General features: G+C 45.9%; 29 protein-coding genes. 23 read left to right on the top strand and 6 right to left on the bottom strand.

The genetic code is table 11. The features are described 5' to 3' along the window. The first annotated feature begins 2 nt into the window (after positions 1-2). From B0X70_RS15175 to cobS, 13 genes are all read left to right on the top strand, one after another. Positions 3-635, top strand: a complete 633-nt coding sequence (locus B0X70_RS15175; protein WP_217469727.1) for a cobalt-precorrin-8 methylmutase — start codon at positions 3-5, stop codon at positions 633-635. Continuing rightward, positions 632-1783 carry a cobalt-precorrin-5B (C(1))-methyltransferase CbiD gene (cbiD, locus tag B0X70_RS15170; RefSeq protein WP_217469726.1) on the top strand — a complete coding sequence of 384 codons (1152 nt, stop codon included), beginning with the start codon at positions 632-634 and terminating at the stop codon, positions 1781-1783. Before B0X70_RS15175 ends, cbiD begins: the two co-directional genes overlap by 4 nt. Beyond that, positions 1780-2382, top strand: coding sequence for a cobalt-precorrin-7 (C(5))-methyltransferase (locus tag B0X70_RS15165; protein WP_040149063.1), 603 nt, complete (start codon positions 1780-1782; stop codon positions 2380-2382). The genes cbiD and B0X70_RS15165 overlap by 4 nt, the downstream gene beginning before the upstream one ends. Then, positions 2372-2941 carry a decarboxylating cobalt-precorrin-6B (C(15))-methyltransferase gene (locus B0X70_RS15160; protein WP_036777392.1) on the top strand — a complete coding sequence of 190 codons (570 nt, stop codon included), beginning with the start codon at positions 2372-2374 and terminating at the stop codon, positions 2939-2941. Before B0X70_RS15165 ends, B0X70_RS15160 begins: the two co-directional genes overlap by 11 nt. Continuing rightward, positions 2934-3707 carry a cobalt-precorrin-4 methyltransferase gene (locus tag B0X70_RS15155; protein ID WP_217469725.1) on the top strand — a complete coding sequence of 258 codons (774 nt, stop codon included), beginning with the start codon at positions 2934-2936 and terminating at the stop codon, positions 3705-3707. Before B0X70_RS15160 ends, B0X70_RS15155 begins: the two co-directional genes overlap by 8 nt. Beyond that, positions 3688-4749 (top strand): cobalt-precorrin 5A hydrolase, encoded by a 1062-nt coding sequence (gene cbiG, locus B0X70_RS15150; protein WP_217469724.1) that lies wholly within the window; start codon positions 3688-3690, stop codon positions 4747-4749. The genes B0X70_RS15155 and cbiG overlap by 20 nt, the downstream gene beginning before the upstream one ends. Next, the gene (locus B0X70_RS15145; RefSeq protein WP_217469723.1) at positions 4743-5468 is read left to right on the top strand and encodes a precorrin-3B C(17)-methyltransferase; all 726 of its coding nucleotides are present in this window, start codon (positions 4743-4745) and stop codon (positions 5466-5468) included. Before cbiG ends, B0X70_RS15145 begins: the two co-directional genes overlap by 7 nt. After that, complete coding sequence (locus tag B0X70_RS15140; RefSeq protein ID WP_217469722.1) at positions 5465-6250, top strand: cobalt-precorrin-6A reductase; 786 nt, start codon at positions 5465-5467, stop codon at positions 6248-6250. The genes B0X70_RS15145 and B0X70_RS15140 overlap by 4 nt, the downstream gene beginning before the upstream one ends. Before the next feature lie 13 nt (positions 6251-6263). Further along, positions 6264-7058 carry a sirohydrochlorin cobaltochelatase gene (cbiK, locus tag B0X70_RS15135; protein WP_217469721.1) on the top strand — a complete coding sequence of 265 codons (795 nt, stop codon included), beginning with the start codon at positions 6264-6266 and terminating at the stop codon, positions 7056-7058. Then, the gene (locus B0X70_RS15130) at positions 7058-7771 is read left to right on the top strand and encodes a cobalt-factor II C(20)-methyltransferase (RefSeq protein WP_217469720.1); all 714 of its coding nucleotides are present in this window, start codon (positions 7058-7060) and stop codon (positions 7769-7771) included. The genes cbiK and B0X70_RS15130 overlap by 1 nt, the downstream gene beginning before the upstream one ends. A 200-nt stretch (positions 7772-7971) precedes the next feature. After that, entirely contained in the window at positions 7972-9510 is a 1539-nt protein-coding gene (locus tag B0X70_RS15125) for a cobyric acid synthase (RefSeq protein WP_217471748.1), read from the top strand. Then, positions 9507-10052, top strand: a complete 546-nt coding sequence (gene cobU, locus B0X70_RS15120; RefSeq protein ID WP_217469719.1) for a bifunctional adenosylcobinamide kinase/adenosylcobinamide-phosphate guanylyltransferase — start codon at positions 9507-9509, stop codon at positions 10050-10052. Before B0X70_RS15125 ends, cobU begins: the two co-directional genes overlap by 4 nt. After that, complete coding sequence (cobS, locus tag B0X70_RS15115) at positions 10049-10795, top strand: adenosylcobinamide-GDP ribazoletransferase (RefSeq protein WP_217469718.1); 747 nt, start codon at positions 10049-10051, stop codon at positions 10793-10795. The genes cobU and cobS overlap by 4 nt, the downstream gene beginning before the upstream one ends. 46 nt (positions 10796-10841) lie before the next feature. Here the strand turns inward: cobS and B0X70_RS15110 are convergent, their stop codons facing one another. Then, a complete protein-coding gene (locus B0X70_RS15110; protein WP_040149073.1) occupies positions 10842-11147 on the bottom strand; it encodes a HigA family addiction module antitoxin in 306 nt (101 codons plus the stop codon). Between the two features lie 753 nt (positions 11148-11900). Between B0X70_RS15110 and B0X70_RS15105 the strand changes: the two genes are divergently transcribed. The 5 genes from B0X70_RS15105 to cobT all read left to right on the top strand — a co-directional run bounded on the left by B0X70_RS15105 (position 11901) and on the right by cobT (position 14528). After that, complete coding sequence (locus B0X70_RS15105) at positions 11901-12251, top strand: hypothetical protein (protein WP_217469717.1); 351 nt, start codon at positions 11901-11903, stop codon at positions 12249-12251. Then, the gene (locus tag B0X70_RS15100; RefSeq protein WP_246593309.1) at positions 12241-12534 is read left to right on the top strand and encodes a hemolysin XhlA; all 294 of its coding nucleotides are present in this window, start codon (positions 12241-12243) and stop codon (positions 12532-12534) included. Before B0X70_RS15105 ends, B0X70_RS15100 begins: the two co-directional genes overlap by 11 nt. A 23-nt stretch (positions 12535-12557) precedes the next feature. Next, entirely contained in the window at positions 12558-12779 is a 222-nt protein-coding gene (locus tag B0X70_RS25265) for a hypothetical protein (protein WP_229000629.1), read from the top strand. A gap of 77 nt (positions 12780-12856) precedes the next feature. Next, on the top strand, positions 12857-13474 hold the full coding sequence (locus B0X70_RS15090; protein WP_105395112.1) for an adenosylcobalamin/alpha-ribazole phosphatase: 618 nt from the start codon (positions 12857-12859) through the stop codon (positions 13472-13474). Between the two features lie 4 nt (positions 13475-13478). Beyond that, on the top strand, positions 13479-14528 hold the full coding sequence (cobT, locus tag B0X70_RS15085; protein WP_217469716.1) for a nicotinate-nucleotide--dimethylbenzimidazole phosphoribosyltransferase: 1050 nt from the start codon (positions 13479-13481) through the stop codon (positions 14526-14528). Positions 14529-14639: 111 nt separating this feature from the next. Here cobT and B0X70_RS15080 read toward each other — a convergent pair whose 3' ends face one another. Next, on the bottom strand, positions 14640-14942 hold the full coding sequence (locus B0X70_RS15080) for an addiction module antidote protein (RefSeq protein WP_040149077.1): 303 nt from the start codon (positions 14940-14942) through the stop codon (positions 14640-14642). A 585-nt stretch (positions 14943-15527) separates the two neighbouring features. Between B0X70_RS15080 and B0X70_RS15075 the strand changes: the two genes are divergently transcribed. Then, entirely contained in the window at positions 15528-16007 is a 480-nt protein-coding gene (locus B0X70_RS15075; protein ID WP_217469715.1) for an Hcp family type VI secretion system effector, read from the top strand. Between the two features lie 7 nt (positions 16008-16014). After that, complete coding sequence (locus B0X70_RS15070) at positions 16015-16845, top strand: DUF4225 domain-containing protein (RefSeq protein ID WP_217469714.1); 831 nt, start codon at positions 16015-16017, stop codon at positions 16843-16845. 895 nt (positions 16846-17740) lie between these two features. On the opposite strand, the gene B0X70_RS15065 is transcribed toward B0X70_RS15070, so the two are convergent. Next, positions 17741-18160 (bottom strand): hypothetical protein, encoded by a 420-nt coding sequence (locus B0X70_RS15065; RefSeq protein ID WP_105398194.1) that lies wholly within the window; start codon positions 18158-18160, stop codon positions 17741-17743. A gap of 320 nt (positions 18161-18480) precedes the next feature. Here B0X70_RS15065 and B0X70_RS15060 point away from each other — a divergent pair, with 320 nt between their 5' ends. Together B0X70_RS15060 and B0X70_RS15055 are read left to right on the top strand one after the other, a co-directional pair. Next, positions 18481-19125, top strand: coding sequence for a hypothetical protein (locus B0X70_RS15060; RefSeq protein WP_036777360.1), 645 nt, complete (start codon positions 18481-18483; stop codon positions 19123-19125). Next, complete coding sequence (locus tag B0X70_RS15055) at positions 19107-19334, top strand: hypothetical protein (protein ID WP_040149084.1); 228 nt, start codon at positions 19107-19109, stop codon at positions 19332-19334. Before B0X70_RS15060 ends, B0X70_RS15055 begins: the two co-directional genes overlap by 19 nt. Positions 19335-19361: 27 nt before the next feature. Here B0X70_RS15055 and eutC read toward each other — a convergent pair whose 3' ends face one another. The 3 genes from eutC to eutA are packed head-to-tail and all read right to left on the bottom strand — an operon-like array spanning position 19362 to position 23025. Beyond that, the gene (eutC, locus tag B0X70_RS15050) at positions 19362-20216 is read right to left on the bottom strand and encodes an ethanolamine ammonia-lyase subunit EutC (RefSeq protein ID WP_040149085.1); all 855 of its coding nucleotides are present in this window, start codon (positions 20214-20216) and stop codon (positions 19362-19364) included. Between the two features lie 22 nt (positions 20217-20238). Further along, positions 20239-21600, bottom strand: a complete 1362-nt coding sequence (locus B0X70_RS15045) for an ethanolamine ammonia-lyase subunit EutB (RefSeq protein ID WP_036814474.1) — start codon at positions 21598-21600, stop codon at positions 20239-20241. A 12-nt stretch (positions 21601-21612) separates the two neighbouring features. Beyond that, the gene (gene eutA / locus B0X70_RS15040) at positions 21613-23025 is read right to left on the bottom strand and encodes an ethanolamine ammonia-lyase reactivating factor EutA (protein ID WP_217471746.1); all 1413 of its coding nucleotides are present in this window, start codon (positions 23023-23025) and stop codon (positions 21613-21615) included. A 436-nt stretch (positions 23026-23461) separates the two neighbouring features. Here eutA and cobA point away from each other — a divergent pair, with 436 nt between their 5' ends. Beyond that, the gene (gene cobA / locus B0X70_RS15035) at positions 23462-24244 is read left to right on the top strand and encodes a uroporphyrinogen-III C-methyltransferase (RefSeq protein WP_036777417.1); all 783 of its coding nucleotides are present in this window, start codon (positions 23462-23464) and stop codon (positions 24242-24244) included. Positions 24245-24248 lie beyond the last annotated feature (4 nt).

The raw sequence follows: 24248 nt of genomic DNA, 5'->3' as shown, positions 1-24248 counted from the left end.
ATATGAACTACCTCCAGAAACCTCAGCAAATTGAACAGAATAGCTTTGCAATCATTGGCGATATTATTGCCAGCGAACGCCCCGATTATCGTTTTGTTGATGAGATGCAAGAAGCGGTAATTAAACGGGTGATCCATACCACCGCAGATTTTGACTGGTTGGATATTTTATGGTTCTCGCCGGGTGTGCTGGCCTGCATGACTGAGGCATTGCGTCGGGGATGCATCTTATATACCGATACTACGATGGCTCAGTCCGGTATTAATAAAGCACTGTTACATCAGATGGGGTGTGAATGCCGCTGCTATATCAGTGATCCGCGTGTAGTTGCGATGGCGAAAGCGCAGGGTATTACGCGTTCTATGGCCGCGGTAGATGTCGCACTGGCTGAAAAAGGCGACAAAATCTTCGTGTTCGGTAATGCTCCAACCGCGCTGTTCCGTTTGCTGGAAAGGCAGGCTTCGCCATTGGCGGTGGTTGGAGTGCCTGTCGGTTTTGTCGGTGCGGCGGAATCGAAAGCCGCGTTGATGCAAAGTGAACTGCCTTGTATCGCCGCCTCAGGCCGTAAAGGGGGAAGTAATATCGCGGCGGCGATTATCAACGCCATTCTGTACCGATTGCGGGAGGCGCCATGAGTGACACTGTTCAATTAAACACTATGCAACTAGACAGCATCTGGCATAACGGTAAACAGTATCGCAAAGGTTATACCACCGGCTCCTGTGCCACCGCAGCCGCTAAGGTTGCCGCATTAATGGTGCTGCGTCAGCAAGTTATTGATCATGTATCTATTGTTACCCCTTCTGGTGTGACATTACGCCTTAACGTTGAACAGCCGCTGATTGAAGGCCAGCAGGCGACGGCTGCTATTCGTAAAGATGGTGGCGACGACGTAGATGCGACGCATGGCATGCTGATTTTTGCCCGTGTCACTCTATGCGACCACGGTGAGATCCATCTGCGTGGCGGGGAAGGTGTGGGTACAGTTACCCGCAAAGGCGTCGGATTACCGGTAGGCAGCTCTGCGATTAATCGTACACCGCGTCAAACCATTGAGGCTGCGGTGCGGGAGGCTATCGGCCCTTTACGGGGCGCGGAGGTGGAAATTTTCGCGCCGGAAGGTGAAGAGCGAGCAAAGAAAACTTACAACGGGCGATTAGGAATACTGGGCGGTATTTCCATCATTGGCACCACCGGTATCGTTACGCCAATGTCGGAAGAGAGTTGGAAACGTTCGTTGGCGATAGAACTGGAAATGAAACGTTCGGCGGGTGCTGAAAAGGTCATTCTGGTGCCGGGCAATCACGGTGAGCGTTTTGTGCGTGAGCAATTGGGGCTCGATGGTCAGCTAGTAGTGACCATGAGTAACTTCGTTGGTTACATGTTGCAGGAAGCGGTACGGCTTGGGTTCCGCCATATCATGTTGGTGGGGCATCCCGGCAAACTGGTGAAAGTGGCCGCAGGAATTTTCCATACCCACAGCCATATCGCTGATGGCCGCATGGAAACGTTGATTGCTTATCTGGCACTGATGGGAGCGTCGCAGGAACTGTTATTGGAAGTGAGTCGCTGCGATACCACGGAAGCCGCAATGGAACTGATAGCAGAACACGGCTTGCAAGCGGTTTATGACCGTATAGCCGAACGCATTTGTGAACGCATGCGTGAGATGTTGCGTTTTGCGGTTAACCCACCGTGCTGTGATGCCATCATGTTCTCTTTTGATAATCAGATACTTGGCGCCAGTCGCCCATTGAATGACATTTTGGAGGCAATGCGATGATCACTGTAGTGGGAATTGGCCCCGGCGATACTGCGTATCTGATACCACAGGCACAGCACTATATCACTGAAGCGGAGGTATTGGTCGGCGGTAGACGCCACTTGGAGATATTTAGCGGTGTCACCCACGAAACCCGCGTGCTGGATGCTGATCTGGCGAGTTTGCTTGTTTGGCTACAGAACAACAGTACACGCCGGATTGTGGTGTTAGCGTCTGGTGATCCGCTGTTATATGGCATTGGCAAATTATTGTCTGAATATTTTACCGCAGATGATCTGCGCATCATTCCGGGTATCAGTTCAATTCAGTATCTGTGTGCCAAAGCTGCGCTGGATATGAACGATATCTATCTAACCAGCAGTCACGGGCGAGCCCCGGATTTTGGCTGGCTTCTGCAACACGACAAAGTAGGCATGGTAACTGATGGGCGCGTCGGCCCGCGGGCAATTGCGGAGGCCATTATTGAGCGTGGCCTGAGCCGTACATTGATTATTGGTGAAAACCTCTCTTTGCCTAATGAGCGTATTCACCGTCTGCGGCCGGAAGCGGTGGCGACTGACTATGACATGAATGTGGTGGTGATCCTAAATGAGAGATGATGAATTTTTACGCGGACAGAAAGTGCCAATGACTAAAGAACCTGTACGTGCATTGGCGCTGGAGCGGCTGGAACTCAGTGATGCCAGCCAATTGATTGATGTGGGAGCAGGTACAGGCAGTGTGGCATTAGAGGCGGCGTTACGCTTCCCGGAGCTGACTGTTACTGCTATTGAACGCAACCCGGCGGCACTAGCCTTGATTGGGGAGAATCGTCAGCGGCTAGGTTGTCATAATGTGGAGATCATTGCTGGAGAAGCCCCGTTAGCATTGGATGTTATGGCCGATGCGGTGTTTATTGGCGGCAGTGGCGGGCAATTGACCGCTTTGATCGACTGGGCGCTGGATCACATGCACCCCGGTGGCCGTCTGGTACTGACTTTCATTTTGCTGAATAACCTGAATGATGCACTGGAACATTTGCGGACCTGTCAGATCAGTCAATTGGAGTGCATACAGCTACAAGCATCTACTCTAGCGACCTTGGGTACGGGTCACTATTTCAAACCGAATAATCCGACTTATCTGATTTCCTGTTACAAGGAGAAGATCGATGTCTGAATATTTTGATCCCAGAAAAGTGTGGTTTGTCGGGGCCGGACCGGGTGATAAGGAGTTGATCACCTTAAAAGGCTACCGTTTGCTGCAACAGGCACAGGTGGTGATTTATGCTGGTTCATTGATTAATACCGAACTGTTGGATTATTGCCCGCCAGAGGCTGAGTGCCATGATAGCGCCGGTCTGACGCTGGAACAGATTGTTGCGCTGATGGTTGAGGGTGTCCGTGCGGGTAAGTTGGTGGTGCGACTGCAAACCGGCGATCTCTCGTTGTACGGTTCTATACGCGAACAAGGGGAAGCTTTGACCGATGCGGGCATTAGTTTTGTCTCGATACCCGGTGTCAGTGCTTTCCTTGGGGCCGCTGCGCAATTAGGGGTGGAGTACACCGTGCCGGAAGTGGCGCAAAGCTTGATCATTACCCGGATTGAAGGGCGTACATCGGTGCCGCCGCTCGAACAGTTGGAATCTTTCGCCTCTCATCAAACGTCAATGGCGATTTATCTTTCTGTACAGAAAATGAGACATGTGGCTGCGCGTCTTCAAGCTGGTGGCTATCCGGCAACGACGCCGGTCGCGGTGATATACAAAGCGACCTGGGCTGACACGCTTACTGTACGTGGTACGTTGGCTGATATTGCTGAAAAAGTACAGACAGCAGGTATTCGTAAAACTGCTTTGATTCTGGTCGGTGCTTTTTTGGGAGAAGAGTACCACTATTCCAAGCTTTACGATGCGGGGTTTAGCCATGAATATCGCCGGGCATGAGTCGATTGCGGTGTTCTGTCTGACGCCGGGAGGGGTCAGACTGGTACGTCGGTTGCAAGCTCATCTTCCTCTGACCTGTTTTACCAGCGAAAAGTTGTTGGAGCCGGGGTTTACGCCGTTTAATGGCAGCTTTGGCGACACGTTGCGCGAGGCATTTAAACACTATTCGGCGTTGGTAGTGGTGGCGGCGCTTGGCATCACGGTACGTATGCTTGCGCCAATCATAAACGACAAAATGCATGATCCCGCCGTGGTTGTGATTGATGAAGGAGGGCAGCATGTTATTAGCCTGTTATCTGGTCATGTGGGTGGGGCTAACGCGTTGACTCACCATTTGGCGGCGTTATTGGGGGCTGATCCGGTGATCACGACAGCTACGGATGTTAACGGGATGGCGGCGTTAGACACCCTTGCCACTCAATTAGATGCCGATATGCAGGATTTTCGCCACGTGGTGAAGGTGATAAATCAAATGTTGGTCAGTGGTCAAAAAGTGGGGTTGTGGTGGGATGAGCCACTACTTAATGAACGTGAGCAGTGTGATACCCGGGGTTTTGTCCCGGTAGCGAGTCTGGAGGAATTGCCAGAACTGGATGCGCTGGTGTGTATCACATTGCGAGATTCGTTGCCGGAATTGTCTCTGCTGGTTTACAAACTGGTGCCGAAACGAGTGGTGGCCGGGATTGGTTGTCGCCGGGATACGCCATTGCAAACAGTGATTGAGCTATTGCAGCAACAGATGGCGGAAAACCATTTCGATCTGATGGCGTTGCGGGCCATCGGCAGTGTTGTCATTAAAAAGGATGAACCGGCGCTGAATCAACTTGCACAGCGTTGGCGTGTACCGTTTGAGTTGTTCAGTGTTAATGAATTAAGTCTTCATGAGCAACGCTTTCCTGCTTCCGATTTTGTGCGCCAGACGATAGGAATTGGCAGTGTTTCACAACCTGTCGCCTGGTTGATGAGCGAAGGAAAATTGGTTGGTCGGACCTTGCGTCAGCAGGGCGTCACTATCACTTTGGGGGTATCACAATCATGTTAACGGTAATCGGTATTGGACCAGGCAATGAATCCATGATGACGCAGGAGGCCATTGAGGCGATCCGCGAAGCTGAAATTATTGTCGGCTATAAAACCTACACCCATTTAGTTAAGCATCTAACGATGGATAAAGAAGTGATTAAGACCGGGATGTGCAAGGAGATTGAACGCTGCCAGAGGGCGATCGATCTGGCGTTGTCCGGCCGTAAAGTTGCTTTGATCAGCAGTGGTGATGCGGGAATCTATGGCATGGCGGGTTTAGTGTTGGAATTGGTTTGCCAGCAACAATGTGATCTTGAAGTTAAGTTGGTCGCCGGGATCACCGCCAGTATTGCCGCGGCGTCGTTGTTGGGCGCGCCATTGATGCATGATTTTTGTCATATCAGTTTAAGTGATCTGCTAACGCCGTGGCCGATGATTGAGAAACGTGTTATTGCCGCCGCGCAAGCGGATTTTGTTATTTGCTTCTATAACCCACGTAGCCGTGGCCGGGAAGGGCATCTTGCCAAAGCATTTGAACTTATGCGGCCGTGGAAAGCAGCACAGACGCCGGTTGGCGTAGTAAAAGCGGCGGGACGTAAAAAACAGGATAAATGGATTACCACGTTTGGCGAGATGGATTTCTCCCCGGTGGATATGACCAGTTTGGTGATCGTTGGCAATCAAACGACCTATTGCCGTGATGGATTGATGATCACGCCACGGGGGTATGAATTATGAGCCATCCGGCTATCCATGTTTTTGGCGGAACCAGTGATGCCCGGTTGCTCTGTCAGGCGCTAGACGCAGCAGGGGCACGTTATCGGCTCTCTGTCGCTACTGATGCAGGGAGACAACTGGCGGGTGATATTCGGGGAGATGTGGTGGTGGGGCGAATGGATGCCGAGGAGATGGTGGATTACTTTGATCGGCATAAGGTACGTTGGGTGATTGATGCTTCCCATCCTTACGCAGATGCACTAAGCCGAAACGTGATGACAGCTTGTCGTCGCTTGTCACTGCGGCTTACTCGTTATCAGCGGCCCAGTGAGATTGACTTACTGAGCCATCCACTGTTGCACAAAGTGAATAGTATAGAGGCGGCTTGCGACGTTGCTCGGACACTAGGGCAACGGATCTTGCTCACCACCGGCAGTAAGCAACTGGAGCTATATCAGCGTTTACTACCGGGAAAAACGTTGTTGGTACGGGTATTGCCGACCGCCGAGGTGTTGATTCAGTGTGAAGCGTTAGGATTGGGGGTTGATCATATTATCGCGTTGCGTGGGCCATTTACGGCTGAATTCAATCATGCAGTGTATGAATTTTGTCACCCTGATGTGGTGATTACAAAAGAGTCTGGGGCCGAGGGGGGATATCAACAGAAAGTCGCTCCCTGCCTGGCGCTTAATATTCCCTGTATTGTGGTGTGCCGACCTACACCGACTTTACCGGGAGATGACGGAGAGCAGATTAGTTCGCTGGATGAGTTTGTCCAACACCTAGCCAATTGGCAGGAATAATGAGGGCAATAAAATGAAAAAAGCACTATTAATCATCAGTTTTGGTACCAGCTATCATCAAACCCGACAAAAGAATATTGATGTCTGTGAACAACAACTGGCAGCGGCTTACCGTGATCGTGATCTGTATCGTGCATTCACCTCAGAGATGATCATCCGTAAATTAAAAAGACGTGATGGCCTACAGGTGGATAATCCACGTCAGGCTTTGGAACGTTTGGTCAATGAGGGGTATCAGGATGTCGCTATTCAATCCCTGCATGTCATCAATGGTGACGAATATGAAAAGATCGTCAATGAAGTGCGTTCCTTTAGCGATCATTTCCAACGATTAGTAGTAGGTACACCGCTGCTTAACAGCTTTGCCGATTATCAACAACTGCTTGTTGCCCTGAAAAGTCAGATGCCGCCATTAGCTGAGGATGAACGCGTGGTGTTTATGGGGCATGGCGCAACCCATCATGCCTTTTCTGCCTATGCGTGCCTTGATCATCTTATGAGCGCACATAATTTCCCAGCGTTGGTTGGCGCGGTGGAGAGCTACCCGGAAATCGACCAGATCATTATTCGCTTGCGGCATCAGGCGGTGCGTAAAGTACATTTGATGCCATTAATGATAGTGGCCGGCGATCATGCGATTAACGACATGGCATCAGACGAGCCGGATTCGTGGCGTTCTCAACTGGAAGCTGTTGGGATCAAAACCCAATCTTGGTTACAGGGATTAGGTGAAAATCCGTTGATTCGCCAGATGTTCGTTCAACACCTGGCGGACGCATTACAGGCAGAACAACAGGGGGTGGTGTGATGAATGGAAGACTTTATGCTATAGGCGTTGGTCCGGGCGCCAGTGATTTAGTTACCGTACGTGCAGCTCGAATACTCGCTCGCCTTGATGTGCTTTATGCCCCCGCAGGGCGTAAAGGGGGAGATAGTCTGGCGCTCTCCATTGTGCGTGAATACCTGTTGCCCCACACGGAAATTCGTACCTGCCATTTTCCGATGAACAGTAATGGCGAAGAGAAACAGGCGGTATGGGATGAAGTGGCGCAACAACTGCAAGATGAAGTGGCAAAAGGGCTGCAAGTGGGTTTTATCACGTTGGGTGATGCCATGTTATTCAGTACTTGGGTCTTTTTGCTGGAGAGAATTGGTCGGCAGGAGTGGCTGGAAATTGTCCCAGGTATCACCTCTTTTGCTGCCATTGCCGCACGTACCGTACTGCCACTGGCGATGGAACAGCAATCAATGGCGATAATGTCTTGTACTGCGCCGGAAGCCGAGCTGGAGCAGGCTCTACAAACGCATGATTGCGTGGTGCTGATGAAAGTTTATAACCGTTTTGCCGCAGTGAGTACATTGTTGGCGCGCCTGAATTTGTTTGAACATGCCCTATTAATGGCGGATGCGACATTGCCAAGTGAACAGTGCTGGCACCGTTTGGATCAGGTGGACGTCGATCAAAAATTACCTTATTTCTCCACCATTTTAGTGAATAAACAGTGGCATACTGAAAAATAAGTGCTGGTATGGCAGCAAAAAATATTCATTGGGTTGGCAATGGCGGCGAATATTGACTAATTGGATACATTTGATCGCCGGGTCAACCCTTTCCATCAGATAAAGGGTGATTGCGAACAAGAGGCAACTTGAAAGATGACGGGTATAAAACTGAGGAGCCGCTTTTTGCTCTACTACACCAATATAAAGGAGATAGCATGATGGGCTTGTCTTTAATGTTGCAGGGTACGGCATCTGATGTTGGGAAAAGTGTATTGGTTGCGGGATTGTGCCGTATCTTTGTTCAAGATGGTTATCGCTGCGCACCGTTTAAATCACAGAATATGGCGCTGAATTCTGGTATCACTATTAACGGTGAAGAGATGGGAAGGGCGCAGATTTTTCAGGCAGAGGCGGCAGGTATCGAGCCTGACGTACGGATGAACCCAGTATTGCTAAAACCCACCAGCGAGCGTAAAGCTCAGGTTGTGTTGATGGGAAAAGTGGCCTGTAGCATGAATGCGGTGGAGTATCACCAGTACAAGCCCAGTTTACAGCAGCAAATTTGTGAGGTTTTTCATAGTCTGGCCCGTGAATATGACGTCATTGTGCTAGAAGGTGCTGGCAGCCCGGCGGAAATCAATCTGCGAGATCGAGATATAGTCAATATGGGGATGGCGGAGATGGTGGATGCTCCTGTGCTGTTGGTAGCGGATATCGATCGCGGCGGTGTATTTGCGGCCATTTATGGCACATTGGCACTGTTACGCCCGGAGGAGAAAGCGCGGGTAAAAGGGGTGATCATCAATAAATTCCGAGGTGATGTCAGTTTGCTCCAGCCGGGTATTGAACAGATTGAAGCTTTAACTGGCGTGCCGGTATTGGGAGTCATGCCTTGGCTGAATATTGATCTGGAAGATGAAGATGGTGTCGCACTGCAAACTGGCAAATATGATAGCGCGACAGAAAAGGCGTTGGATATTGCGGTGATTCGTTTACCTCATATTGCTAATTTTACTGACTTTAATGCGCTGGCGGTGCAACCGGATGTTCGTTTGCGTTATGTAACTCAACCATCAGCGTTGCAGCCGTCGGATCTGATTATCTTGCCCGGTAGCAAAAACACGTTGGGAGATTTGCAATGGCTGCGGCAGAGCGGGTTAGCGGATGCCTTGTTAACGGCACATCAGGCGGGTATTCCGGTTATCGGTATCTGCGGTGGTTATCAAATATTGGGGAAACGGATCATTGATGGCGTAGAGTCGGGTATTGAACAGATGGAGGGCCTTGGATTGCTGGATATGGAAACCCGCTTTGCCCACGAAAAAGTAACGACTAGGGTAAACGGTAAGAGCTTGTCAGCATTGCCGGGCTTGCTGTCAGACTGCATTGATCAGCCTATTCGCGGTTATGAAATTCATATGGGCAACTCGATACTGGGAGCAGATGCAACCCCGTTTGCTTGTATTACCGAGCGTAACGGCCAGTCCGGTGGTTGGTGTGATGGGGCGGTTAATCGACAGGGCAGTGTGATGGGCAGTTATATTCATGGTTTATTTGATAGCGCTAATTTTACCCGCGCTCTGCTTAACGCTTTGCGTCAGCGCAAAGGATTGGCGGCTTACCAAGGAGAAATACTGGATTATACCCACTACAAACAGACTCAGTTTGACCTTCTGGCGAAAGCCATGCGCGAACATCTGGATATAGAACGGATTTATCAGTGTATGAAAACCCATCGACAAGGTTCGGCTCCGTGATTTTGATCACTGGAGGGGCGCGTAGTGGTAAAAGTGTGCTGGCGGAGAGACTGGCGGCACAAGCGAGTGAACAGGTATTGTATATTGCTACCGCCGTAGTGACAGACAGTGAAATGGCTGAACGTATACGACTGCACCGCGAAAGTCGTCCGGTTCATTGGCGTATATGGGAGGGCTATCGCGATCTCGGTGCGGTTATCTCGACGCAAACCCGACCGGGAGAAGCAGTTATCTTAGAATGTATCACCACCTTAATTACCAACCTATTATTTGAGCAAGCCGGAGAGACGCCACCTGAACAAATGGATTTTGCGGTATTGGAGGTGGGAATTCAGCAGCAAATTAGCGATCTGCTAGTAGCTTGTACTTGCATGACTTCCCCGATATATCTGGTCACTAACGAACTGGGAATGGGCATTGTGCCGGAGAACCGTCTGGCTCGCCATTTCCGCGATATTGCCGGAAGGGTTAACCAGCGGCTGGCGGCGGCTGCCAGTGAAGTATTTTTGATGGTATCGGGAATTGAGGTAAAAATTAAATGAATCTGCGCTTGTTTCTTGCCACCTTACAATTTATGACTCGCATTCCGGTACCATCGCGCTGGACACAGGGATTAGAAATCGATCAATACGTGCGTGGTATAGCGAGTTTTCCATTGGTTGGATTGATTGTCGGTATACTTGCGGCGGCGGTTTTTACCTTGCTGACTCCTTGGTGTGGCGCTCCCTTGGCGGCACTGGGTTACGTATTAGCGCTGGCGTTGTTAACCGGGGCGCTTCATCTTGATGGTTTAGCAGATACCTGTGATGGCGTGTTTTCTGCCCGTAAACGGGAAAGAATGCTAGAGATTATGCGTGATAGCCGTTTGGGAACCAATGGTGGACTGGCGTTGATCTTCCTTATTTTGGCGAAAGTGCTGGTGGTGAGCGAATTATCTCTGCGTGGTGTTCCCATGTTAATGGCTTTGGCCGCTGCGTCAGTAGCGGGCAGGAGCGCGATTATCTTGTTAATGTACCGCCAGCGTTGTGCCCGTGAAGGCGTTGGGTTAGGGAACCTTTATATCGGGCGGGTTAATGGTTGTCAGACACTGTTGACATTGTTCAGTGGGGCAATGTTGATTGCTCTACTGATGCGATGGTCTGGTGTGTTGGCATTGGCGATCACGCTGTTGATTATTGGGTTGCTGGCGGTGTATTTGCACCGCCGTTTAGGCGGTCAGACCGGTGATACCCTTGGTGCGTCAGTGGAAGTCGGGGAGTTGGTGTTTTTACTGGCGCTACTGTGAGTAACCTCCTAACAGAATGTCCAACTCCCTAATCTTACGCTAATCATTAGCTGGCTGAGAGAATAACAGTAATAGGTGCATAATGCTTACGGGCGGAAATCTGGCGACTTTCCCAGCGATCATGAGCTGCTTGAAGGTTAATCCAAAAATCCTCATCCGTTTCAAATAAACCGGCCAATTGTGTGGCTTCTGCAACGGATAGGCGACGGGAATTATTCACAATTTGGCCAATAACCTTGCGAGAAACACCCATCGCATTCGCCAACTGTTGTTGAGTTATTTTCAACGGTTTCAAAAACTCTTCAGTCAACATTTCACCTACAGTGGTAGGTTCTGCTGTTTTGGTATCCATAAAGTTTCCTGTGAAATCCAAGAGGAATAATAAAACCATATTTACTTCACGTTCTCTGCCTTTCTTCTTTTTTGTCAGTATCAATCTTTGCTCATTGGCTTGTTGTTGGAGGTTCTGACCGTTTGATCTGTAAACTCCGCATATGCTGAAAGCGTTAGCGTTGGGTGGTATGGCAGGCAGAAAACAACAGGGCAATCGGGCATTTTTATAACAATAGGTTTAGGTCTTTTAGCTGGCATAGTTTATTCTTCCCAAGTCTTTATCTGAATTTCGTCCAGATTTAACCGGATTTCGTCGTACTTTAAGGTTTCTAGGTGGAGGCTTCAACATTGAGGATGATCTTCTGTGGGAGTCTTGTCAAACAGTTATGCGGAAAAACTTAAACTCATTAGAAAAGCCGAGGGGCTAACGTAGGTCGCATTTGCAAAAGAATTAGGATTGGGTTTGCGTACTGTAAAAAATTATGAAACGGAGCATAAAGAGCTTGGTTGATCAACTATTAGGTAAAGTCACTAACCACCCCAGATTTGAGAAATACACGATATGGTTAATGAGTAATAAAACTTTAGAAATGGGGAAAATATTTCCCGCTCTCTCACATGATGGGCGAGACGACGACATATACAATAGCTGAGGCGGCCAGAAGGTTGGTTAGCCATATATAAAATATACATACGTTGGGGGCGTGGTGGTTTTCCCTTTGTTTATAAGTTAAGAAACTCATTAAGTGAAAACATTTATGATGGTGATTAAATGAAAGACAAAAACAAACTTATTAAGAAGTTGGAAACAATAAACGCTGATACTTTCTTCAAGTTCTTGGACGCGAAGAAAGTAACTCGAATATGCCCGATGTGCCACAGTGTTGGTGAGCAAGTTATTGCTGAGACAAGCAAAGCTGTGGTTGCTGACTTGCTTCATGGGCAATCGGTTAGCAAAACATTTGTTACTTTTTTCAGACACGCACCAGAACAACCTACCGACAGTGATGCTAATTATTATTATAAACTCAGCTGTGATAATTGTGGCTATATTACCACTCATGAGGTCAGATCTGTGCTTCATTGGTTGAGTCAGCAAGAGAAGGGATCTCATGATGAGTAATATATCTTATATGAATAGTACTAAACGTAAAGGGGGTGATGATATGGATACTACCCGTAATGATGGCGGTGATGGCGGCAGTTTAGAGCCAAGAGTGGCGCGTCTTGAATCAGATGTCATGCAAATAAAGATAGAGTTAACCAAGCTAACAACTCGATCTGAAGAGTTTGCGACAAAAGGCGACCTACATAAAGAAATCAGTGCACGGACGAAGTGGTTAGCTGCAACCATAATTGGTACCGTTGGGTTGGCATTAGCTGTGGCTCGTTATTTGTTTGGGTGAAATTTCTGGTAGGTATTTTGTGAGTGTATCCAAACTGGATAGCAGGTAGTACCTTGCTGATGTTCGCCCGCAAGGGCAAGCGTATTCGTAAGCGCTTCGGTATAAAGTCCGAAGTGCAACAGTATGAACGTTGGGTAATCGCTACCCAAAACGGTATTAAATCAATGATTTCCAATCTACCCAAAAGGCTAGCGAGACATGTACTACGACACACATTCGCAAGCCATTTTATGATGAATGGATAACATGCTAAAAAACGAGTCTGAATTTATGCGTTTCTGAATTAACAGCTCTAAAACACATCTGAGGTAGAGTAACAACAATGCGACTATTTTTGGTTCGGCACGGTCAGACGGAAGCGAATCTGAGTGGTGTTTTCTGTGGTATGACGGATGTGGCGTTGACTGAAACGGGGATAAATCAGGCTCGGCAAGTTGCCCGCTATCTATCGTCAGTGACATTTTCGCAAGCGATAAGCAGCACATTACGGCGGGCGCGTCATACTGCGGAGATTATTCTGGCCGGTCATTCGCTGTCAGCTACCATTGATACGCAACTCAATGAGATGCATTTTGGCGTATGGGAAATGCGCCATCACCGCGATTTGCAACATGAAGACGCCGAAGCTTGGGCTGCTTGGTTAGCGGATTGGCAACAGGCAGCGCCGACCGGAGGGGAAACCTTTCCGGCATTTGCGGCTCGGATAGAAAATGTGGTTCAGCATCTGCTGATACAAGAAAGTCAGCATAATCTGTTATTAGTCGCTCATCAGGGAGTATTGGGCTTGTTGCTGGCGCGTTTGCTGGCTATGCCGCCTGCTGCCATGTGGCACTTTCATTTTGAACAGGGAACGTACAGTGTAGTGGAAATCCAACATGGATTGACTACCTTGCGCACATTTAATAACCGGAGTGACTGGCCGCTTGAGACACGGAAATAACACCATGCAAACATTTTCATCGATCATTAATGCTATTGTGCCGTTGGATAATGTTGCGATGGCGCGTACTGAAACTCGATTGAATGGGCTGGTTAAACCAACAGGTAGCTTCGGACGTCTGGAACATCTGGCGATTCAGCTTGCCGGAATGCGGGGATTATCGGGCCATCATATTGATCGTAAGCAGATTATCGTGATGGTTGCTGATCATGGGGTTTATGACGAAGGCGTGACTATATCGCCTAAGTCAGCGACGGCTATTCATGCGCAGAATATGATGAAAGGGATCACCGGTGTTTGCGTATTGGCGGTGAATGCGGGCGCGGATGTGAAAGTTGTGGATGTGGGCATTGACAGTGATCCTGTGCCGGGATTAGTGAACATGAAGATGGGGCGTGGCAGTGGCAACATTGCTCAAGGACCGGCAATGAGCCGCCAGCAAGCAGAAGATCTATTGCTGGCAAGCGCACTCCTGACGCTGGAACAGGCTGCAAATGGCGTGAAATTGTTTGGTGTGGGTGAATTGGGTATGGCGAATACCACACCAGCGGCGGCTGTGGTCAGCGTCTTGACAGACAACGATCCACAACAGATTGTAGGAGTTGGGGCTAACTTCCCCAGAGAACGCTTGCATCACAAAGTGGCGGTTGTGCAACAGGCGATTAAAATCAATCGGCCTGATGCCAGAGATAGCATTGATGTATTGGCTAAGGTCGGTGGTTATGACTTGGTGGGTATGGCGGGCGTAATGCTTGGCGCGGCCTCTGCCGGCTTGCCGGTGATTCTGGATGGTTTTCCTTCTTACGCAGCGGCGCTGGCCGCTTGTCGAATTGCTCCTGATGTACGTCATTACCTGATCCCTTCGCATTTATCGGCAGAGAAAGGCTCAATTATCGCGTTGCAGCATTTGCAACTGGAACCTTATCTACATTTGGACATGCGCTTGGGGGAGGGGAGCGGCGCTGCGTTGGCGATGCATTTGGTGGATGCGGCTTGCGCTATGTATAACAATATGGGACTACTCGCTGAAAGTAATATTGTGTTGCCGTGTTAATTATCAGGGTAATTTGATAACCCGCATCCGTAAGGGGGTGAGAGAAAAAGCGTTATCATCTTAGGAAAGGATAACGCCGAGAAAGCGAGATGGGATTTGAGCTATTGCCTATTATGCAATAGCTGCGAAAGTCAGACCGGTCGCATGAATAACTTTCTTCATGGTTTTCAGTGTGGGATTGCCTTTAGGTGATAATGCTCGGTATAAAGTTTCGCGTGAAAGTCCAGTTCGTTCGGAGACCAGTGACATACCGCCACGTGCTTCAACAACATGGCGAAGTGCTAGTAAAAAGCCAGCTTCTCCGCCCTCTTCATCAAGTTCTTCAAAAGCAGTGTGAAGGTATATTTCAGCGAACTCAGGGTCTTTACGGAGCATTTCAATGACTGCTTCATCGTGACTGCGTGATCTACTCATGGTTTCCTCTGTTGGTAATCTCTCCAATACTCAATTGCTTTGCTTATGTCGGCTTGCTGTTTTCGTTTGTCTCCACCCAGTAACAGCAGAACGACTTTCTTTCCTGCCAGAGCATAATAAAGCTTAAAAGCTACTCGTTAACAAGTTGAAAAAATTATCAGTAATAAATCTAGCTTATAGTAAGAAGGCGTTGATAGTCTCATTTATATTGATGTTGCAACATCTAAATATCAAAGAAGAATTATTTATCCCAATAATACTTTATTGTTAAATAGCCATTTTTATATGAGTTCATTGTTCTTGGATGATAATTTTAAAGATTCCAGTAAATAGATCTCGTAATATTTGATTGCCAATGACTTTCATTATACGTAGTTGTTTTGGATAAAAAATGAGTTCAGGTTTGATTTAAATGAAAGATTCACCGGAGTTAAATTATATTTCTAATACAAAATGATTATCTGAATTTTCCTTGTTATGAGGTTTATCACACTATTTGGCAATGAACCCAATATCTATATTATATTTCTTATCAAGATAATATATATTCATGCTTTTGAAATATTGACTAACTGATGGTTTTCTATGGCGAATATAATCTATTTAGAAATTAGGGGTGATAAGCAAGGTTTGATATCACAAGGATGTTCAACGGTTGATTCTATTGGTAACACATGTCAGCTTGGTCATGAAGACCATATATTTGTTTATGAATTGACTTCCAATATAACCAGAGGTCAACATGTTAACCATCAACCGGTTGAGATAAGAAAACCAATCGATAAATCTTCTCCTCTTTTAGGGTTAGCCATAACGAATAAAGAATCGCTGCAATGTATTTTTTATTTTTACAGAACATCAACTAAAGGTGGTTTAGAGCTCTATTATAAGATAAAACTTACCGGCGCATATATCTGTGCATTGAATGGGTTTTATCCAAATTCATCTACGCATAATGAATGTCAGCCACAGGAGAGTTTATCTTTGATGTATAAATCAATAACGTGGGAACATATTATGTCCGGCACCAGTGCATATAGCATATGGGAAGAAAACGTTTACTGAGGCTTTTATGAAAGGGATATCTCATCTTTCTTATGATTTAAATAATTACGCTTCATTATTGAAGCGTAAAGCACACTTGGCTGCCAGCTTTTTTATAGGAGATAGCCAATTGAGAATGTCATATTTAAAAGAAATTGATGATTTTGTTAATATAAAAACACGTGAGTTTAAAAATACATTTGATGTAAATGAAAAAAAGAGATTGGTTTATGAAGTAAAAGATGAATATGAAGTAACGGAAAAAGAATATCAGGTTTTAAGGCGTAAGGATTATACCAAATATATTGTAACCGATATATTTGAAGATCACGGCGTGGTTAAATATGCAAAAATAGGCGGTGGGGTTGTTGCTGGTGGTGTTCAAATGTTTGCTGGTCTTGCAGTTTTTAATTCAGGGAGACTTGTAAAATCTAGAACAGTTCAATCGGTAGGTGTTGTTTTGGCTGCTCATGGAGTTAATAACTTTTATGAATCTATTAGCCCGATTCTTTATGAGCATCAAGATATAGGCTGGGTTAGGGAAGGATATAGACATGTCTCTCATGCTTTAGGTTATGGTGATGGTGTAGCTGATGTTGCTTATAGTTCAGTTGATTTCGTGGCAAGTCTATATGGAACGTATGGGATGCTCAAGCTTAAACCGGTTAAATCTAAGAATAATATATCTGGAGGTTATCCTGTTAAACCGGGGGCAGGGAAATTGTTCAGATATATTAATTCGGATCTTGCCAGAAAATGGCAGTTAACACCAAAGCCGATGTTAACCATTCAAGTATTAAGTAGTGGATATAAAGTCAAACTTTTGATAGATGACATATATAAACTTCATGACGATTGAAATTTATTTTTATTTTAAAACGAATATAGAAAACTAGCAATTTTGAACCTGTGATTAAATTACATCTAACGGAAAAACTGTAATAAAAAAAAGATGAGATTGAAATAAATAAGTAAATTGAAAACATTAATGGAATTCCATATGCCATATCACTGAAAAACATACCTGTTATTATAAATAAGAAAATTGGAGTAAAAAATAACAATGGCATAGCGACCTCTTCGGCTATAAGTAACAGATAATGACAAAAACAGTCTGTTTTGTTTTGGTATCTATCATAAACATCAGGCTCATCTTTATATAAGGTAATAAAGTTTCTCTTTATCTTAAGCAATTCTTTTAAGGTGAATCCACTATTTAATATTAATTTTCTTAAGTCAGTTAGGTTCATTTATTTAGACTCGATTTTATTTAATTATATGGTTATTTTTATCATATTTAATTAATTGTTTCAACGATTTAATTTATTTTTTATTTTAAAACGAATATAAAATATTGCTAATTTTAATCCTGTTATGAAATTACAGTTAACAGAGTAGCTGAAATAAAATAAAGCTGATGTTGTTATTGATAGATAAACAAAGGTCATTAATGGAATCCCATATGCTTTCCCACTGAAAAGCATTCTTAATATTATAAATAAGTTAATTAGTGTTGACTATATTAACGGCATGGCTATTTCTTCACATATAAGTAATAGGTACTGGCAGAAACAATCTGTTTTACTTTTGTATTTATCATAAATATCAGGATCATCCTTGTGTAGAATAATAAAGCTTCTCTTTATCTTAAGCAATTCTTTTAAGGTTAATCCGCTATTTAGTATTAATTTTCTTAAATCAATTAGGTTCATTTTTTTAACTATATAAATTACTTGCCGTAAAATACTTATTCTTTATAACTGTTTAAGTTTTTCTTTTATTTTGAGACGAATATAGAAAATGACTAATTTTATACATGTGAAAAAATTATAACGATAGCGGTGATAAAAAGATTTATAGCATATGCATATAATTGTTGAAATGATATAAATGATCGATATTAATGATAAATTGGATATTGAATTTTCATCATAGAGGAAAACTTCCATTATTATGTAACCTACATATATGAGAGCAAAAAATAAAACGGGATCGCCTGCATCTTCAGCAAGCACTATTATAACGTTGTAAATGTTATCGCTTTTTGTATAATACTTTATCACATATTTTCTTTCATCATCATCAAGATTTTTAAAGGTCCTTTGCATCATAAGAAGCTCTTTAAATGTGAATCCACTACTGAGGGTTAATTTCCTTAATTTTTCCAAATCCATCTATTCAATCTCATAATATTTTGTTGATCTAATGACTTATCATAACATAATTACGGTTTTATTATACCTAATAAATGCATTATTTAGATCTGTTTTTCTAAAGTTTGCTGTATTTAGTAGTATGGTGCTGCTGCCGTAATAGAAATGAGAGAAAAAAGTGTTATTAGAATAGATAACGCGAAAAAACAGTATCTGATTTTTTCACTGTGCTGACAAATTTCAATATTTAACTGTTTTGGGAAAGTGTTAAGTTAAATTTTACAGATAAAACTACCTGTCATATATGTTACTAAATAACAGAAACAATGAGGAGAAGAATAATGTCATTGAAAAAAACTGTATCTATAGGTCCTCTTCAAACCGTTGAGATTTATAGTAATAAAAATATTGCAGTGCCCAATACAGTCCCAGCGGCAATTATAAAAAACAAGAGTATGGCGCCAATTAGGGCTATAAATTACTGGGCTCGTCTGATTGGAGATTATCATCAATATAGTCATGTTGATGTTTATCCTAGCGAAGTTAAAATATTCGGCGGACCTGGTGACCTTATTTACCGCTATAAAATTGTAGTCACCAATCTTAGCAATACTGAAATTGCAGAAATTGAATTTGTAATGGACCCTGCGTGGAAAAAAGCTGGAATTCCATCAAGAATGGTACATATGAATTCTAACGATGCATATGTAATTTATAATTCTGGTAATGCAGTATTACCCACTGATTTCAGTGACGCAATTATAAAAAACAATAGCATGGCAAATATTAGGGCTGTAAATTATTGGGCTGGTCCGTTTGGACATTATAATCAGTATAGCTATATTGATATTTACTCCGGTAAGACGGAAATACTTGCATCACCTCCTAATGTTGTTAATTACTATAAAATTGAATTCTACAACATTAGCAGTATTCTAAATGCAGAACTGGAAGTTATATCGCATTTATGGTTAGGCAATCAATAAAGCAGGAGGCAGGTTTTGGCCTGCCATCCTATTTTTATATTGATGATTTTCTTAATGAAGTAAAAGGGAGTTTCCACTTAAATGAAAGATTATTGTTTATACCCGTCATCTTTCAAGTTGCCTCTTTATTGGCTGCGCTCGCTCACTCCGGTCATATAGTTATCTATGCTTCCGGGGATTTGCTCCCTTGCCGTCGCGAAGCATCTTGAAATCCATAGAGTATAGCCACCATGCTATCAACGACTAAGAGCAATGCCAGAAGCTTGCTGTTCTAGCATATTTTTAGCTAGATCGACAATAATCGCTGCGGCTTCGATTGGTGGCGTGCCGCCACGATGAATATTAGAGATACAAGTGCGGTCAGCTTCAACAGTTTTTTCTACAGTCGGTTGGTAAACTGCATAGCAGGAGAGGCTTTCTGATTGCCCTAATCCGGGTCGTTCTCCAATCAGTAAGACAACTACCTTAGCTTTTAGTAACTCGCCAATTTGATCTTCGATTTTGACACGGCCATAGCGCACAAAAAACGGTGTGCCGATGCACATTCCTGCTTGTTCCAACCCTTTTAACAGTGGCGGCACAAGATCTTCGTAGTTGGTGGTAATGGCATCAGTAGAAAGACCATCGGAGATCACAACTTGTACATCGGGGCCAGTTTTGCACTGTGTTAGCAAGGTTTCTACCGCATTCGCACTGAGTTTTCTTCCTAGGTCCGGGCGAGTCAGATAGAGATTTTTGTCGCTAACTTGAGATTGCACTTCCAGCAATCCGCGTTTTTCTATCCATTCAACCGGGACTTCTTTTAACACCGTATCTTTAGAACGGGAGTGATCAGCCTGAAAACGCAGTAATGCCTGAGTACGGGGGCGTGGCCCGCTGCGGCCGGTACCGACTCTCGCCACAGTGCTACGGCGTAATTCCTGTAAGACTTCCATACGGTTCGGGCTTTGGACACCGATCCACTGCTTGGCTTCTAAGGAGCCTAAATCCGGCGTACAGCTTTCAGTTTCGTCAATGATTTCAGGGGATGCATGGGGGTTCAGGTCAGATACCAGCTCGCTTACATTCTCTTCAATTGTTTTTTGGATCATGGTGATTTATCTCAGCAAAGAATCAGAAAAAGAACGATGCATCGCCCGCACGTGGTGTTAAGCGGCCATTTGCCATCAGTCCCATATGTTCCAGCCAGCGTTCGAACTCGGGCGACGGACGCAGGTTAAGCAAATGACGAATAGTGGCGGTGTCGTGGAAAGCGGATGTCTGGTAATTGAGCATAATGTCATCACCGAGCGGCATTCCCATGATGAAATTACACCCTGCGGTTGCCAGCAAGATCATCAGGTTTTCATTCTGGTTTTGATCGGAATCTGCGTGGTTGGTATAGCAACAGTCGCATCCCATTGAGACGCCACTGAGTTTTCCCATAAAGTGATCTTCTAATCCGGCGCGGATAATTTGGCGATCATTGTAGAGGTATTCCGGCCCGATGAAGCCGACAACGGTATTCACCAGAAATGGGTCATAGTGGCGTGCCAAACCGTAGTTTCGTGCCTCCATTGTCACTTGATCAGCGCCAAAGTGAGCGCCGGCGGAGAGAGCGGAGCCTTGTCCGGTTTCAAGATAGAGGCAGTTATCGCCGGCAAGACGGCAATATTCCGCGCCAACGGCACGCGCTTCATCTAACATAGACAATTCTACGCCAAACTCTTTTAGCCCTTTTTCACTGCCGCAGATACTTTGGAAAATTAAACCACCCGGCGCACCACGCTTAATAGCTTCTATCTGGGTCGTGACGTGGGCTAAAACGCAGCCTTGGGTTGGGATAGCGAATTTGTCGATCACCTCATAGATGGTATCCAGCACGCGAGTCAGGTTTTCCACATCGTCAGTTACCGGATTAACGCCGATGACTGCATCGCCAACGCCAAACGATAGTCCTTCGTAAATCTGAGCCAGAATGCTTTGTACATCATCGCGGGTATCGTTAGGTTGCAGCCGAGCGCTGAACGTTCCCGGTGTCCCGATGGTGGTATTGGCTTTTTTGACCACCGGCATTTTTTTCGCGCCATAGATCAGGTCCGCATTGGAACTGATTTTTGCCACGGCGGCAACGACTTCGGAACTGATCCCTTTACGCAGAAAGGCGATATCATCCACGCTGGTATCATCGCTTAGTATGTATTCACGCAGTTCGCCGATACTCCAGTTTTTTATGCGGGTGTAGGCAATTTCATTAATGTCATCCTGAATAATGCGAGTCACGCAATCCTCTTCATAAGGAATGATCGGATTCATGCGAATATCCGCAATCGTCATTCCCGAGAGGACATGTTTAGCCGCGACGCGTTGCTGAGAACTTTCGGCAGCCACCCCGGCTAGCATATCCCCGGAACGCAATTCGTTAGCCATTGCCAGCACCTGTTTGACATCTTTAAACTGATAGGTCTTACCAAAAAGCTGAGTTTTCAATTTCATGTTTACGCTCTCTCAGGAAGGAAAAGCCAGTGATTTGATAGTGACGGGAACCACAGTGCCATTAAATAGTGGCGTACCAATGTCGATATAATCCCCGGTGCGGGTGATAACTTCATCGATAACCGCCAGCGGCCGTTCTCCCATCAGAGGATGCAACAGCATGCCCAATGCCTTACCAAAATCTTGACCGGCGACGATGAGCAGCGGGTGAGAAGAGGGATAGCGGGCGGCGAAATTCTGTAAAGCGGTAATGCATGTCTGTACGGCGGCATAATTCACCGGCAGGGCGTCGGGTAGGGCCAATGCATATAGATCCTGTTCGGCATTCAGATCCATTTGTGTGAGTGCATGTTGCCAGGCTTCTGCCAGCGATTCAGCGGCTTCTGTGTCAGGGTGGACGACGGGAATGTTGCGTAGTGGTAGTGATAGTGTATCGAGCCAAATGGTGCTGCCGGATAATGATAATGTATGAGCGCCGGCGCCAATGACGGTAGCACGCACGGTTTGTTTTGGCGCTTGCAGTGGTAGTTTGGTGAAATCATTATCACGATGGATAGCTTGTGCCAGCAATGGTCCTAAATCGTGAAAACGGAATAGATCATGATCCGATGCTTCACGATAACACTCGCCTACCCCGCCGGAGAGGGTGACGGCATAGAGTTCATCACAGTTTGGCAGCGGTTCGGTCATCAGTAATTGTTGCGTCAGTGGTGTGAGTTGCCCGGTGACGACTTCCCATAGCAATTGCGACATTCGCGTAGCAATTTGCTGTAATTGCGTGGCTGTCAGATGTTGAATATCTGTGTTTTCGCCAAACAGTGAATCAACGATGAGTGCTCCGGGCGGATGTGCCCGTAAGACTTTCCCTTGAGGATCGGTTTCTAATAAGCGGCCGCCGACATTTAAGCAAGCGGAGGCGATAAGTCGCCCGGCATCAAATAGCGCATAGTTGGCGGTGCCGCCGCCGATGTCAATGTTGAGCACTCTGGCCATTTTCTGCTGTGACAGCGCTTGAGCGCCGGAACCTAAACCGGCAATCATTGATTCCAGATGTGGTCCCGCTGTTGCGACAACAAAATCCCCTAATTTTTGCGCCAGTGTCATAATCGCAGGGCGTGCATTGCATGTTTTCGCGGTTTCACCCGTAATGATAACCGCGCCGGAATCAATGCTATCTGGATCGATGTTTGCTGCCTGATATTGTGCCAGGATCAAGTTGAACAGCTCGTCTTCACGCAATTGCCCGGCGAAGTCTACGGGGGTAAATAACACCGGGCTTTGCCAGATAATCTCGCGGCTAACAAACTCGTAGCGTGGCACTTGTGATACCGCGGCACGGTTCACCAGTGACAGACGCGAGAAGATCACTTGTGTAGTGGTAGTGCCGATGTCAATTCCGACACTGAATAATTCCTTGGATTCCATCGCTACGCCTCTTGTTTGTAATAAGGCGTATGTTGGCATTTTTTTTATCAATCAGTATTAAATACCGTCAATTTGGTTGAAAAGTCAACGGTAGTCACAAAAACATTAAGGGTTATAATAAAAATGGCGTATACCCGTCATCTTTCAAGTTGCCTCTTTGTTGGCTGCACTCACTCACCCCGGTCACATAGTTCTCTATGCTCCCGGGGATTCGCTTCCTTGCCGCCGCGATCCATCTTGAAATCCATAGGGTATAGATAAGATGCAGGGCGAAGTTGCTAAGGGAAACAAGCAGATAAAGCTGCAATGTGTCAGGACATATAGTTATCATCAATATATTAATAAAAATGAAGAATTATTGATCTTACACCAGATCGTGTTGCTGGCTATCGGTTATATATCTTCCAACAGACTTTCGTTAAGGGTGAGAAAAATGATGAATAGCGGAAAAGTTTGGTTGGTAGGCGCCGGTCCAGGCGATGCGGCGCTGATTACTGTCAGAGGATTGCATTGTATCCGTCAGGCTGAGGCGCTGGTGTATGATCGATTAGTCAGCCCGGACCTGTTATCCGAAGCGCCTGATAACTGCAAAATGATTAATGTCGGCAAAACGCCGAACTATCACCCCGTGCCGCAACGGCAAATTAATCAGATCTTGGTAGAGTGTGCGCAACAAGGGTTAAATGTCGTCCGGCTGAAAGGGGGAGATCCCTATGTGTTTGGCCGTGGTGGTGAAGAAGCGGAAGCTTTAGCGCTGGCGAAAATCCCTTTTGAAGTGGTACCGGGCATCAGTTCATCAATTGGTGGTCTGGCTTGCGCCGGGATACCGGTCACCCATCGTGATTATGCATCAGGTTTTCACGTTATTACCGGCCATTTGCGTCAGGGAAATGAATCACAGGATTGGGCGACGCTGGCAAAACTGGAAGGCACGCTGGTGATCTTAATGGGCATGACCCAACTGGCGAGTATCTGTGAGCAATTGATCGCTGGCGGTAAAGCGCCGACAACGCCGGCGGCGGTTGTGATGTATGCCAGCCATCAGCAGCAACAAGTCGCTAGTGCAACCTTGTTAACTCTGGCTCAACGGGTGGCGGCTCAGGGATTGACTGCGCCAGCATTGATTGTGATTGGTGATGTGGTGCGTCTGCGGGAAACATTGGCTTTTAGTCGGGATCGTTTGTTGCTCTCTTCCGTTCCATCATTGATGGCACTCTGATTTT

It is taken from the genome of Photorhabdus akhurstii, from assembly GCF_019090985.1.
Classification (GTDB): domain Bacteria; phylum Pseudomonadota; class Gammaproteobacteria; order Enterobacterales; family Enterobacteriaceae; genus Photorhabdus; species Photorhabdus akhurstii.
The sequence above is the reverse complement of the archived record's forward strand: the minus strand, read 5'-3'. Positions and strand labels throughout refer to the sequence as shown.

Excerpts from the sequence above, each read along its gene's own strand:
- B0X70_RS15175 (WP_217469727.1), top strand. The coding sequence starts at position 3 with ATGAACTACCTCCAGAAACCTCAGCAAATTGAACAGAATAGCTTTGCA.
- cbiD (WP_217469726.1), top strand. The coding sequence starts at position 632 with ATGAGTGACACTGTTCAATTAAACACTATGCAACTAGACAGCATCTGG.
- B0X70_RS15165 (WP_040149063.1), top strand. The coding sequence starts at position 1,780 with ATGATCACTGTAGTGGGAATTGGCCCCGGCGATACTGCGTATCTGATA.
- B0X70_RS15160 (WP_036777392.1), top strand. The coding sequence starts at position 2,372 with ATGAGAGATGATGAATTTTTACGCGGACAGAAAGTGCCAATGACTAAA.
- B0X70_RS15155 (WP_217469725.1), top strand. The coding sequence starts at position 2,934 with ATGTCTGAATATTTTGATCCCAGAAAAGTGTGGTTTGTCGGGGCCGGA.
- cbiG (WP_217469724.1), top strand. The coding sequence starts at position 3,688 with ATGAATATCGCCGGGCATGAGTCGATTGCGGTGTTCTGTCTGACGCCG.
- B0X70_RS15145 (WP_217469723.1), top strand. The coding sequence starts at position 4,743 with ATGTTAACGGTAATCGGTATTGGACCAGGCAATGAATCCATGATGACG.
- B0X70_RS15140 (WP_217469722.1), top strand. The coding sequence starts at position 5,465 with ATGAGCCATCCGGCTATCCATGTTTTTGGCGGAACCAGTGATGCCCGG.
- cbiK (WP_217469721.1), top strand. The coding sequence starts at position 6,264 with ATGAAAAAAGCACTATTAATCATCAGTTTTGGTACCAGCTATCATCAA.
- B0X70_RS15130 (WP_217469720.1), top strand. The coding sequence starts at position 7,058 with ATGAATGGAAGACTTTATGCTATAGGCGTTGGTCCGGGCGCCAGTGAT.
- B0X70_RS15125 (WP_217471748.1), top strand. The coding sequence starts at position 7,972 with ATGGGCTTGTCTTTAATGTTGCAGGGTACGGCATCTGATGTTGGGAAA.
- cobS (WP_217469718.1), top strand. The coding sequence starts at position 10,049 with ATGAATCTGCGCTTGTTTCTTGCCACCTTACAATTTATGACTCGCATT.
- B0X70_RS15110 (WP_040149073.1), bottom strand. The coding sequence starts at position 11,147 with ATGGATACCAAAACAGCAGAACCTACCACTGTAGGTGAAATGTTGACT.
- B0X70_RS15105 (WP_217469717.1), top strand. The coding sequence starts at position 11,901 with ATGAAAGACAAAAACAAACTTATTAAGAAGTTGGAAACAATAAACGCT.
- B0X70_RS15100 (WP_246593309.1), top strand. The coding sequence starts at position 12,241 with ATGATGAGTAATATATCTTATATGAATAGTACTAAACGTAAAGGGGGT.
- B0X70_RS15090 (WP_105395112.1), top strand. The coding sequence starts at position 12,857 with ATGCGACTATTTTTGGTTCGGCACGGTCAGACGGAAGCGAATCTGAGT.
- cobT (WP_217469716.1), top strand. The coding sequence starts at position 13,479 with ATGCAAACATTTTCATCGATCATTAATGCTATTGTGCCGTTGGATAAT.
- B0X70_RS15080 (WP_040149077.1), bottom strand. The coding sequence starts at position 14,942 with ATGAGTAGATCACGCAGTCACGATGAAGCAGTCATTGAAATGCTCCGT.
- B0X70_RS15075 (WP_217469715.1), top strand. The coding sequence starts at position 15,528 with ATGGCGAATATAATCTATTTAGAAATTAGGGGTGATAAGCAAGGTTTG.
- B0X70_RS15070 (WP_217469714.1), top strand. The coding sequence starts at position 16,015 with ATGAAAGGGATATCTCATCTTTCTTATGATTTAAATAATTACGCTTCA.
- B0X70_RS15065 (WP_105398194.1), bottom strand. The coding sequence starts at position 18,160 with ATGGATTTGGAAAAATTAAGGAAATTAACCCTCAGTAGTGGATTCACA.
- B0X70_RS15060 (WP_036777360.1), top strand. The coding sequence starts at position 18,481 with ATGTCATTGAAAAAAACTGTATCTATAGGTCCTCTTCAAACCGTTGAG.
- B0X70_RS15055 (WP_040149084.1), top strand. The coding sequence starts at position 19,107 with ATGGTTAGGCAATCAATAAAGCAGGAGGCAGGTTTTGGCCTGCCATCC.
- eutC (WP_040149085.1), bottom strand. The coding sequence starts at position 20,216 with ATGATCCAAAAAACAATTGAAGAGAATGTAAGCGAGCTGGTATCTGAC.
- B0X70_RS15045 (WP_036814474.1), bottom strand. The coding sequence starts at position 21,600 with ATGAAATTGAAAACTCAGCTTTTTGGTAAGACCTATCAGTTTAAAGAT.
- eutA (WP_217471746.1), bottom strand. The coding sequence starts at position 23,025 with ATGGAATCCAAGGAATTATTCAGTGTCGGAATTGACATCGGCACTACC.
- cobA (WP_036777417.1), top strand. The coding sequence starts at position 23,462 with ATGAATAGCGGAAAAGTTTGGTTGGTAGGCGCCGGTCCAGGCGATGCG.